Source organism: Lysinibacillus sphaericus, from assembly GCF_006864135.1.
Lineage (GTDB): Bacteria > Bacillota > Bacilli > Bacillales_A > Planococcaceae > Lysinibacillus.
On record NZ_SADV01000010.1, the window covers coordinates 159,019 to 171,220 of the forward strand.

Annotated in this window: 11 protein-coding genes; 8 read left to right on the forward strand and 3 right to left on the reverse strand. The window is 36.4% G+C overall.

From position 1 onward, the window contains the following. Window positions 1-45: 45 nt before the first annotated feature. Window positions 46-945 carry a 3-hydroxyacyl-CoA dehydrogenase gene (locus C7Y47_RS14100; protein WP_142509349.1) on the reverse strand — a complete coding sequence of 300 codons (900 nt, stop codon included), beginning with the start codon at window positions 943-945 and terminating at the stop codon, window positions 46-48. A 708-nt stretch (window positions 946-1,653) separates the two neighbouring features. On the opposite strand from C7Y47_RS14100, the gene C7Y47_RS14105 reads away from it, so the two are divergent. After that, window positions 1,654-2,682: an S-layer homology domain-containing protein gene (locus C7Y47_RS14105; RefSeq protein WP_142509350.1), complete on the forward strand. Its 1,029-nt coding sequence runs from the start codon at window positions 1,654-1,656 to the stop codon at window positions 2,680-2,682. 41 nt (window positions 2,683-2,723) lie between these two features. Here the strand turns inward: C7Y47_RS14105 and C7Y47_RS14110 are convergent, their stop codons facing one another. After that, window positions 2,724-3,410 (reverse strand): zinc transporter family protein, encoded by a 687-nt coding sequence (locus C7Y47_RS14110; RefSeq protein ID WP_255505184.1) that lies wholly within the window; start codon window positions 3,408-3,410, stop codon window positions 2,724-2,726. A 330-nt stretch (window positions 3,411-3,740) separates the two neighbouring features. Then, the gene (locus C7Y47_RS14115; RefSeq protein ID WP_142509352.1) at window positions 3,741-4,421 is read right to left on the reverse strand and encodes an NUMOD4 domain-containing protein; all 681 of its coding nucleotides are present in this window, start codon (window positions 4,419-4,421) and stop codon (window positions 3,741-3,743) included. 402 nt (window positions 4,422-4,823) lie between these two features. Here C7Y47_RS14115 and C7Y47_RS14120 point away from each other — a divergent pair, with 402 nt between their 5' ends. From C7Y47_RS14120 to C7Y47_RS14150, 7 genes are all read left to right on the forward strand, one after another. Continuing rightward, window positions 4,824-5,267 (forward strand): SACOL1771 family peroxiredoxin, encoded by a 444-nt coding sequence (locus C7Y47_RS14120; RefSeq protein WP_142509353.1) that lies wholly within the window; start codon window positions 4,824-4,826, stop codon window positions 5,265-5,267. Between the two features lie 340 nt (window positions 5,268-5,607). Continuing rightward, a complete protein-coding gene (locus C7Y47_RS14125; protein WP_255505178.1) occupies window positions 5,608-6,246 on the forward strand; it encodes a sugar transferase in 639 nt (212 codons plus the stop codon). Window positions 6,247-6,293: 47 nt separating this feature from the next. Then, the gene (locus tag C7Y47_RS14130) at window positions 6,294-7,388 is read left to right on the forward strand and encodes a glycosyltransferase family 4 protein (RefSeq protein WP_142509355.1); all 1,095 of its coding nucleotides are present in this window, start codon (window positions 6,294-6,296) and stop codon (window positions 7,386-7,388) included. Then, window positions 7,381-9,063, forward strand: a complete 1,683-nt coding sequence (locus C7Y47_RS14135) for a GNAT family N-acetyltransferase (RefSeq protein WP_255505179.1) — start codon at window positions 7,381-7,383, stop codon at window positions 9,061-9,063. Before C7Y47_RS14130 ends, C7Y47_RS14135 begins: the two co-directional genes overlap by 8 nt. Beyond that, a complete protein-coding gene (locus C7Y47_RS14140) occupies window positions 9,044-9,790 on the forward strand; it encodes a hypothetical protein (RefSeq protein ID WP_255505180.1) in 747 nt (248 codons plus the stop codon). The genes C7Y47_RS14135 and C7Y47_RS14140 overlap by 20 nt, the downstream gene beginning before the upstream one ends. After that, on the forward strand, window positions 9,778-10,803 hold the full coding sequence (locus C7Y47_RS14145; protein WP_142509357.1) for a polysaccharide deacetylase family protein: 1,026 nt from the start codon (window positions 9,778-9,780) through the stop codon (window positions 10,801-10,803). Before C7Y47_RS14140 ends, C7Y47_RS14145 begins: the two co-directional genes overlap by 13 nt. Window positions 10,804-11,175: 372 nt before the next feature. Further along, window positions 11,176-12,168 carry an agmatinase family protein gene (locus tag C7Y47_RS14150; RefSeq protein ID WP_142509358.1) on the forward strand — a complete coding sequence of 331 codons (993 nt, stop codon included), beginning with the start codon at window positions 11,176-11,178 and terminating at the stop codon, window positions 12,166-12,168. Window positions 12,169-12,202 lie beyond the last annotated feature (34 nt).

Sequence of the window (12,202 nt, forward strand, 5' to 3'; positions counted from 1 at the left end):
CGATGCACATAGTGAAGACACTATGTACATCGTTTTATTAATTAATTAGCCTTTTAGGAAATCAGGTTTTGCGAAGTTTGGGTTTGGATATTTATAGAAACCTTCACCTGTAGCGCGGCCTAGTTTGCCTTTTTCGATATACTCTGTTTTTAAGAGATTGGCTAATTTTTTAAAGTTTTCTTCACCTGTAGCAGCGGCTTTTGCCTCTACAATGTTGAAGGCAGTGTTAATGCCGACAATGTCAAGGATGGCGAATGGACCTAGTGGTGCTCCTGTTCCAATCATCCATGTTTTATCGATTGTTTCTGGGTCTGCTACTTCTTTTACTAATAGTGATTCAGCAGCATCTAAAAATGGAACTAGTAATGAATTCAAAATATAGCCTGGTTGTTCTTTATATAATGGAAGTGGAACCATGCCGATAGCACGTGCAAATTCTACGACTTCATCGAACACTTTCATATCAGTGCCTGGATGCTTCATAATTTCGGCTGTGTTGTTTTTCCAAATCGTATTTGCAAAGTGAAGCGCTATAAACTTCTCTGGACGACCAGTTGCTTCAGCAAATTGGCTCGGTAATAATGTAGATGAGTTTGTCGCAAAGATTGTTTTAGCAGGGGCAACTTTGCCAAGGTTTGTGTAAAATTCCGTTTTAATTTTAACAACTTCAGGAATCGCCTCAATCACAAGATCGGCATTTGCAACCGCTTCTGATAAATCACTTTTAAATGATAAACGTGCATATGCAGCATCAACTTCTTCTTGCGTCGCACCTAAGTCTTGTTGGTATAACGGTTTTAATTTTGTGATACGATCTTGTGCATTTGTTAAGGCCTCATCATTAATATCGTATACGGTTACATTAAAGCCTTTAAAAGCTGATTGATAGGCAATTTGACTACCTAGAACACCGCTACCTGCAACTGTAATATTTTGATAATTCATCCTAAATTCCTCCTTCGATAATGTTACATTAATATAATTGTAAGGGTATGTGTTGTATCCCTTGTTACACCTCCATACTACTTCTTATAATATTGAAAAATCAAATGAAAGCCTCAATTATTATAATGATATAATGACTTTATTAATTTCCCCAAAAGTAAAAAACGTCACCGAGAGAGTGACATTTAATGTTCAATAGCTGCTAATGCTTTGTCCATTTGGCGTTCATTATATTTTATTGCATGACTATTAATGGATTCGAGTCCCTTAAAAGTATAATTAGAGCTAGGAAATATTTTAAGGCATATGTAGTGAATAGATACTATGGAGAAAAAGAATCGCAGAGTTAGCGGAAAATTTTCCTGTATAAAAAAACCCTTTCAACTGCTAACAACTTTATACCTACTAAAGAATAAACAGATTTACTAATTTTTCTGCATAAATAAAAAGAGGCATAAAGCATATTTATAATATGGTGTTTATTCTAAACGAAGAATAATGGTACATTTCGTTGGATTTATTGAAAAAAGTACCTGATGCATTGTAGAAATTATGTAATATACTTCCTGATATTTTTGGAGATTTAGTAATTTTATATTTCTAGGAAAATAGGACTTTTTTATAATTTTGAATAATTTACATATTTTTATAGATTTACTAATAGTTATTTTAGTACACTGAATTTATGAATGGAAAGGGGCAGGTATAATGAAAAAGACGTTTTTAGCGGGTGCGCTTAGTATTGCATGTTTTACAGGAGGTTTTGGATTACAAGCAAATGCTCAAGAAACTGTAGATGTTTCTAGTATTATCCACCCAAAACATGCGGTTGCAGCGACTAAACAAGCGCAATCGATGACATACCAAGATCTTTATAAAACACTAGTAATTTCTAAATTATCTTATGAAGATAAAGAGATGACATTAGTAACGACGAAAAATAATATGACATTAAAGATTTCGTTACAAGCACTATTGAAAACTACTGAAATGAGTGCACAAGAACAAAAAGAATTTAAAGAGCTTTTCGGTGACTCTATTCAAATGAGATTTACTCCATCTGGAAATGCATTTAAGGCGGAAGTTTATGCTGAAGGGAAATGGCAGGCTTTTGCTGATGAGGATTTGAATGATTTTATTGGATCAATTCAGGAAGATGATCTTGTGTTAAAACCAGGTGGTTACTTCACGGATACTATTGGACATTGGGCAGAGGGCTATATCCAATTATTGTTCCAATTAGACATTATTAAGGGTACATCTGCTACAACATTTAATCCAAATGGTCAAGTAACACGCGGACAATTAGTTACTATGATTTTCGGTGCTTCAGGATTAGATGTGAAGGAAGATTATGAAGGTCCTGCTACATATAAAGATTTGGCAAAATACCCGGGTGCGAAGGAAGTAGCGATTTTAGAGGAATATGGCATAATTGATATTTTTGATGGTGTTAATTTTGAGCCGTATAAACCTGTTACACGTGAGGAAATGGCATTTGTAACTGCAAGATACTTAGAAGGAATGGAATTTGATGTAAGTAAGGTTAGCAAAAATAACCCATTTGCAGACAAAAACCAAATGCGTAAGGAAACTGTTGAATCAATCGGATTATTAAAGCAATTAGGTGTGATTGATGGAGCAAACGGTCAATTTAATCCAAAAGGTAATCTTTCACGTGCACAGTTCGCTAAAATCTTATCACTAACATTAATGTTAATTGGTGACGAAAAGTAATTAAAAAAGAAGCAATCCACAATATGGGGTGGATTGCTTTTTTATTCGACTAGCATATGAAATGCGTGACTTAATAAATATCCTAATAAAACGAATGCTATAAGTGATTTTATTGATACTGAACGAATATGATGCAAAATAAATTCTGAAATACTGGCAGTTGCGATTAACCCAATCGAAACGCCCATTAGTACGCCTTGTGCCTTATCAGATAACTCCCAATATTGGCCAATCTGTATAAAAACACTAAAGAAAATCGAAAATGCTATAAAATAAATAAAGAGTCTCCAAAGCCGTTCTCCTTGTGATAGTAATGCTGTAGAAAGTGCAAAGCCTTCTGGTAGATGATGTAGAATAATAGAAGCTGTTATGGCAATACTTAATGAGGCTTTCCCTAACAACTGTCCGATAGTAAGACTCATCGGAATAGTGTGGATAATTATAGCGATTGCCAATAGTGATACTGAGGGATTTTGAGTATGAGAAGTGTGAAATAAACTATTAAGTACTTCAAACATTAAATAGCCCAACAATATGCCAAGTAATAGGCCAAATGATTTGTATATTTGAAAAGAAGAAGGAATGACGTCTACTACAAGTAAGCCAACTAAAAATCCACCACATAATAATGATAATCCATGAGTTGTATGCTGGAATAGCCTAGAGAATACCCAAGCTAGAGCTCCTCCAATGCTCGCACTAAAAAAAAGAAAGCCACCAAGTATCATTGCGCTCAACTGCAAAATTCCTCCACCCTATATATTCTTTAAGCTGTTTTTAAAAAATATATGCTAAGTAGAAACGAATATGATAGTCGTAAGTTTTAGAAAAAGGTCCATTGTATGAATTACTAAAAAGTAAGAGATTAATTTATCGATAAATCTATTATTAGGGGCTTTATTATCGAAATCTGCGTAATCAAACCGGAATAGATATCAATCGCAAATTATAGTAGGTTCCTTTCCATAATTTAAAAACCCCGAGCGTCAATGCATCGACGTTCGGGGTTTTTAAATCAATTATGCTTCTGCAAAATTTCGTGACACTCACTAAGAGGGTTAAAAGTGTATACCCGGTTTATCGCTTAGCTTGCAGCCTGTACCATATTTCGCTTTTAAGGCACCTTTAAAATTAGTTTGTTCAAGTTCAGGGTATGCCTGTTTCCAAAGTTCAAATACATTGTGACTTGAAGCAGTACCCTCTTTTGTTAGTCGAACAATATGGAAACCATATTCATCGTTACATCGAGCTAATGGGCGATTCTCACGCACTGTAATGACCCGACCGCTCGCCGAAACATCATATAAGCCCTCGTAACCTGAAATAGCACGTCTTTCTTCATCGAAGTCAGCTGTTTTTTCTACTTTTTCTTTTTTTGCTTCTTTGGCTTCATTTTTTTCTGCAGGTTTAGCAGTTTCTTTAATGTCAGCTTTCTCTGCAGGCTCCACTACTTCTTTGATTGCATCATTCTCTACAGATTCAGCCTCTTCTTTATTTTGAGTTGAAAGCTGTTCCACAATAACGAAATCCTTGTTAGAAGCTTTGTCGCTCATTGTCGCCATGACGTTCATAATAGAACCTACATAACGTACTGGTTTATCTTTGCCTTCTTCAAATACAAAAATATTATAATCGGTTTTATTCATCTTCCTCATAATAATATTTCCTGTTTTAGTAGTAAAACCGATAAATTTGTTCTTTTTAAGTGCTTGTATTGCTTGTTGCTTTGTTAAAATCATTTTTTAAATCTCCTAAAGAATTGTTTTTTCTATTTTACCATAAAATCAGTTTTACTGTTTTTCTTAAATATTGGATGTTTCATTATTGCACTGATAATTCTTTAGACTGAGGGAAGGATTGCGTTTGTCGCTATAGTGTGGGGTTGATTTCCGATCGGGTTGGGCGTTATTCTAGAGGCGTACGATGATCCCGTAGGAGTCGACCATCCTCCATCTCCATTTTAAAAATTAGAATCCTTCGAAGGGAGAAATGGAGTTGTACGTAGAATTGTTCTAGTAACCTTGCAAACTGATTGGGTCCGGTAACGAAGAAAATTGATTGGGTAAATGAGCAAAGAACTGCTCAGGTCCCAAAGGTAAGCGCTCTACTCGTACTCAATATAATCAAAGGAGGATTTATTAATGGTTCAACATTTATTTACTATGAATTTACAATGGTCGGAGGGGAGAAATGGGACGGGTAATATTGTTGCAGACAATCTAAATACGAAAATTTCTATTCCTCGAGAAATGAATGGACCAGGGATGGGGACAAATCCTGATGAAATGCTGCTAGGAGCGGCAGCAACCTGCTATTTAATTACACTGGCTACATTACTTGAAAATTCGAAGATTGCTGTGTTGGATTTGTCTATGCAAGCTGAAGGTTTTGTTGATGTCACGAACGGTGTTTTTACTTATGAGAAAATTTTACATAAGCCGAAAATTATTGTACAAAATTTATCTGAGCGAGAACGAAAAAGAATTAATCGATTAGCTGAGAAGGCAGAACAAACATGTATGATTAGTAAGGCATTAAAAGGAAATGTTCAAATTACATGCGAAGTACAGATTATACAAGGGTAAAAAGGAACATCTCTATTAATGGCTAAATATAAATATGAGGAGTTATTCAAAAATGATTTTGAAATAACTCCTTTTTTTGATTTATTACATGTATGCATTTTTAGTAGGCAGATTGGAGTAAAGACTTTACGTCTTATTGACTGACGCTTCACTTTCGGGCAATAAACATCGTTTCCCCGACATCCCCTAGAAAGCGCCTAACCAGAATGGAAATCAACCCACGTTATGGTGAGGTACCTTTTTTCTACATATTATTATGGAATTGCTTCTTCAAAAGTAGTTCTATAAATGTCCCAAATGAATATATAAAGTTAAGTGGTAAAAAAATGCGAAGGATGATGTGTTGCACGAGGAGTCAGCTCAGACTATTAAATTTTATAGTCAGTACGGGAAAAGAATTTTTGATATTGCGGGGGCACTCCTATTACTTTTCATTACCATCCCTCTTATGTTAGTAGTATTCCACGTTTTACTTATTAGCACAGGCCGCCCTGTTTTTTTTAAACAAATCCGTACCGGACAGGATCATCAGCGCTTTGTTATTTGGAAGCTGCGGACAATGACCTTACAAGCAGTTCCAGTGGATATGCCTACTATGTGTGCAGGCGGAATTCCGGATGATTATTTTTTTAAAACTGAACAGGATGCACGAATCACAAAAGTTGGGGCTACTCTTCGCAAGTTCAGTATTGATGAAATTCCACAGCTCATTAATGTTTTAAAAGGAGATATGAGTATTGTTGGACCACGTCCAGAAGTTCCATCCATCACAAATGCTTATAACACTTTACAGGCACGGCGTTTAGAAGTAAAGCCAGGTTTAACAGGTCTTGCTCAAATTAACGGCCGCTCTAATATTTCTCACGGACAAAAAATTTCATATGACCTAGAATACGTTGATCGTTATTCTTTTAGGATGGATTTTAAAATTATCATCAAAACACTTTTCGTAGTTTTAGCGAGAACAGGTGCTTATTAAAAATTAAGGAGTGTTAGGTTCTGAAGATCGTTCAGCTTATTACACGTATGGATAAGATTGGAGGAGCGCAAAAGCATGTGGAGGCACTCGCCATAAAATTAAAGCAAGATAGTCACGAGGTAACTATTGTAACAGGCCTTTATGATCCGTCACTGTGGCGCTTTCAAGAAGAAAAAATTGATGTTATCAGTATCCCAGCCATGCAGCGAGCGATTCACCTAAAAAAGGATTTACAGACCTTTTGGCAATTAAGAGCAACATTCAAAAAAATACAACCAGATATTATTGCTGCGCATTCATCGAAGGCGGGCACAATTGGTCGTGTAGTAGGAAGGCTTTTACGCATTCCAACTGTTTTTACGGCTCATAGCTGGAGTTTTACAGAAGGCGTACCGCACAAAAAAAAGAGGATGTATCGTCGAATGGAAAAATCAGTTCAGCCGTTGACAACTAAAATTATTACGGTATCTGAATATGATCGCAAGTTAGCATTAATGCAAAAAATTGCTCCTGCTTATAAAATGCTGACGATTCATAATGGCATCGATCAAATAGAGAAGCAAGTAGCACCTATAAAAGAGAATGAGGAGCATCCATTAATCGTGATGGTTGCTCGTTTTGAAGTGCCAAAAAGACAGGATTTATTGCTAGAGGCTTTAGCGGAGCTTTCTGATATACCTTGGCGCTTGCAATTGATAGGTGATGGCTCACTGCGCCCTAGTTTAGAAGAATTTATTGCCGATAAAGGTTTAATAGATCGTGTCTCATTTTTGGGCAATCAATTAGATGTCACATCCTTACTTGAGGAAAGTCATGTATTTGTCTTGTTATCAGATTGGGAGGGCTTACCGATTTCAATTATTGAAGCAATGCGAGCAGGACTTCCAATTATCGCTACGAATGTGGGCGGTGTCAATGAGTTAATTTCTGAGTATGAGAATGGATTTTTAATTAATCGAGATGATAAAGATCTACTAAAGAACAGGCTTAAACAATTGTTAATAGATGAGAGCTTACGTCAAAAAATGGGGGACGCAAGTGAACGCCGCTTTTTAAGGAATTTTACGTTTCTACCAATGTATCAGAAAACGCTATTTATCTACGAACAGGTTGTTTTAAAATCGGCTAAGAAAGGTGATTAATTTGCAATTAATTCGCATTCGAACTGATGATGAGCTTATGTGGTACAAAAATATTTGGGATGAAATTTTAGCATCTGAGGACAATGATAATCCATTTATAGAATTTGCTTGGTTTTATAACTGGTGGCAAATTGTTGGACGAAGAGAGCGTGTCGAGCTCTATGCTGTTGAAGAAAATGGTACTATCATTGCCTTTTTCCCCTTCATGGTTCGACTTCGATGGGGAGTACGAATTTATGCCTTTGTGGGAGAAAATATTGCGAATTATTCAGGTGTTGTAGCGAAAAAAGAATGGCTGTTGCCCGCTATAACCTTTGTGTTTGATCAGCTCATTGAAAAGTATAAACATCTACTATTTTTATTTCATGGATTATTGGAAAGCAAAGACTCTACAAAAGTCATTGAGCAATATTTTGTTGAAAGGCAGTTACGTCCAAGTATTTTTCGTGTAGTGACTCCGTATCTTGCCTTTCATGATGTAGATATTCCTAACTACTTCAATCAACGTAGAAAAATGCATGGTATGGATAGAAGAGAACGGAAGCTACGAAAATTAGGCTCATTAACGAGGAAAATCCCTTCGCGAGACGAACTTTGGCAAATGTTTAGATTATTTGATCGACGATGGGCTAAAAAAATAGATACAAGTGATTTTACTAAAGGGAAGAAAAAGGACTTTTTCGAACAGTTAACGCTTCTTAAAGGGGAGGCATTGCAAGTTGAGGTAGATGCACTTGTTTTTGAAGACCAATGGATTGCCTTCACATACGGAATTTGCTGTCGTGGACGTTATGTAACTTACGCACTTGCACATGAGCCAACATTTAATTTATTTGGGCCTGGCAGATTAGTGAATCAAGAAACGATTAAGCGAACCTATTCTGAAAACTATCGCTTGTTCGATATGAGTATTGGCTATGAGCCGTATAAGTTCGATTGGCGCTCTAATATTGATTTTACGAGGCGTATGCTCGTAAGCGGTGGAACGAAGCGAGCAAAGCTATTGGCGAGTAGCTATACGCTGAAGGAACGGCTCAAGGAATTTTTAAAGGGCAATCATCGTGTTGTGGGATGGAAACGTAATACTCTAGGTCAATTACGTTACTTAGTAAAGTATGGGAAAGTAAAAAATTGGCTAGAATATGGACAACTATTCGTAGAAAAATTTATTCGTTTTAAGCAAGTGAATTTGTATGAATTATCCCCATCAGATAATGTTACACCGCAACGACCTGTAGGAGATTTGTTTGAGGAGTTGTCGATACAGGAGGCGATGCAACTCGATAAGGAAGAAATTATTTCTCTATTTTATAAGGGATACACGATTTACAAAGATTCTTATGCAGAAACGAATAAACCTGCGTTTGCATTACATGCGGTGAACTGGCGTGTAGATGATTTGCAAATTGTTGAAGCATTGCCAAAGCAGACATATTTTTTAACATATGATGTTTATAAAAATATCGATATTATTACAGCCTTCTTCCAAAAAATGAAACCTGCACAAACACTTTGGGTTACTGCGAGATTTTGGCAATGGCGAAAGCGTAAACGATTATTGCAGCTAGGCTATAAACGTATTTCTCGAATGAAACATTTTAAATGTGCTCGTTATGAGCGAAATCATGTAGAAAAATACACAGAGAGTGGGGGCGATGTTCATTCTGTCCATTAAAAGTAAGCGATGGAATATCGCAATGCAGCATTTTTATTTCGTAGAGAAGCCAGCCAATGTTAGAAAATCAATGAAGGTTATTGGCTATACAAATTCACTTGTACCAAGCCGTAAGCTTGTTAAAAGTGAAACGGTTCATATTCACCTTACAGATAGTGAGTTATCATTGTATCTTGCTCTTTCAGAAAGTAATCGAAAAGTTCTTCGTCGTGCACAAAAAGAGTCCTATCAAGTTTTTATTTATAAAGAACCATCAGATGACAATTTACGAGCCTTTCAACAGTTTTATAATAACTTCGCAAAAAGAAAAAAACTCGAGCTAATTAGTAAGTCTCAAATGGAAGCTATTATGCTTTTAAAAAATAAAGGAGCACTATGGTTGTCTGAGATTCGCAGTATTTGTGGACAAACACTATGCTATAGACTCGATATTATATACGCTAAAAAAGCGATGTCCTATTTTGTAGCGACTTGTCATTCACAATCAATGCCAGAGCATTTAAGAAGACCAATTCGATATGCAAATCGTTTCTTACTATGGCATAATTTATTGCATTTAAAGGAGCAAGGCTTTGTTTTATATGATATGGGAAAGCTGACTGATGATCAAAATGTTCGTGCGTTTAAACTAGGCTTCGGTGGACAAGTCGTCGATGTATATTCTGGTTACATTACCCAATCTAAAATACGTGCACTGTTACTGGGCGTGCAAAAATGGAGGAAGTAGTCATTGAAGTAAATCGTGGAGGTCTTGTTATATCATTGGATTTTGAGCTAAATTGGGGTGTCCACGATGTATTTAAGCACGGACAATACAATAAAAATTTATATGGCGTCCGTGAAGCATTGCCTAAAATACTAGAGTTGTTTGAACAGTATGGCATTCATGCGACTTGGGCAACAGTAGGTCTATTGTTTGCAGAAACAAAAGCTGAAATGGCTCACTACTTAAGAGGTATTCCAATAAAATATAAAAACATGCGCTACGCAGCACATACACAACTTGCAAAAGTAGGAGAAAATGAGCAAGAGGATCTTTTACATTTCGGCAAATCCTTAATTGAGAAGATTAAACGTACGCCACATCAAGAAATAGGCAGTCATACATTTTCACATTTTTACTGTTTAGAAAATGGACAAACTGAAGCAAATTTTCGTGCAGATTTACATGCTACTGCCATGATTTGTGAAGAAAATATTGGACCGATGAAATCGATTGTCTTTCCACGTAATCAAGTGAATGAAGCATATTTTTCAGCATGTAAGGAAGTAGGGTTTGTATGCTATCGAGGAAATGAAAAACACCCGTTGTACGATCCTCAAAAATTTACGAAAAAAAGTCGACTATTAGGTGCGAAAAAATGGCTGGATAGCTATGTTAATATAACGGGAAATCATCTAGTAACGCTAGAAGAAATGCAAAAGGATTCCTTTATTAACATTCGTTCAAGTGCATTTTTAAGGCCCTATTGTAGCCCTTTACGATTTTTTGAAGGCTTAAAAGTCCAACGTATAAAAGAGGGAATGCATGCAGCTGCAAGGTCTAAAGCCTTTTATCATTTATGGTGGCATCCTCATAATTTTGGTAAGAATATCGAAAAAAATTTAGCTATGCTTGAGGAACTTTTACAGTTTTATCAGGAATTGCATAATCGATATAACTTTCAAAGCTATACGATGCACGAGGTCGCAGAGCTTTGCCAAACTTTATCCCGCAAAAGCCCGATAGGTGAAGACTAATAATCAGTAGGGTGAAGAAAATATCAAACATAAAAAGTAGCACACTAGAAAATTGCCTAGTTTGCTACTTTTTGTATATAAGGGGTAAATGGAGTATGTAGATTTTTTAAGAAATTAAGAGGGAAAATACCGAACTTTGACGAAATTGTATGTACTAATGGTACTATTAATGTGGAAGATATTTCACTAGGTATATTTATAGGATCAATAAAGAAGTATAGGGCAATTGACTTTAATTCGGCATTGAACGCCCCAGGGAAACGCCCAGCCGAAATGGAAATCAACCCTTCGTTATGCTGATGAATTTTCAATATATAGAATGAAAAAATTTGAAGATAGTATAGAAAAATGACGTAAAGGCGGTCGGTTAACATGTTTATTCAACCAGAATGGCAGTATAAGCAAGAAAATGGTTCAGCTATGCAACAATGGGTGAAGCAAAAAGAAAATCCACTTCCAAATGATGTAGATATTATTTTGTACGGTGCTTTATTATCGTATGCTAGTAAACCATCCGAAAAGGCACTGTATCCAACAGCATTTCGAAAGGCTTGGCCAAGTTTTCAATCTTATAATTTAGATGAGCAAGTAGATTTGCGCGCGTTGGCAGTCGTTGATGTAGGTGATGTGGCAATTCATGAGGCGGATAGAATGCTTTCAGAGTCAGCTATAGAAGCTGCAGCTGAAAGTTTAAGCACCGCATATTCTAAAAGTTTCACGTGTCTGATAGGTGGAGATCATGCGATAACAGCTTGCTCTCTTAGAGGAATAAAGAATGCTTTTCCAAAGGATCGCATAGGGATTATTCAAATTGATACGCATTTGGATGCTCGGAATCAGGAGGAAATTGGTTTAGCTATGGATTCTCCAATACAGCAGCTCATAGCAGCAGGCGTTGTAGAAGGGAAACATGTTTATAATGTTGGGTTACACGGATTTTTTAATTCACCTGAAATGATTCACTACGCAAAAGAACAAGGAATACATATGATTACGTTAAAGCAAATGCGTCGTGATGGCATACAATTAACAATTCGTGAAATGCTCCGTCAGCTTATGTATGAGGTAGATCGTATTTATGTATCTGTTGATTTGGATGTGCTCGATATTACATTCGCCCCAGATGTACCTACTGCAACACCAGGTGGTTTAACGGCCTATGAATTATTTGATATTCTAAAGCTCATTGGAGAAAATGAAGGAGTCCGCCATATTGACTTTGTCTATGCCGATCCAAAGGAGGGGGATCTACGCCCCGAAACAGTGAAAATGGGTGTGACAGCATTTTTACAATGGCTAACAGGTATTCGACTGGATTACCGCAATCGTATTCAAAAAAATAACGTCCAAGGTGTCAGTAAATAATCCAGTAAAAGTCGGTTTCTCACGCAGGTCGTAA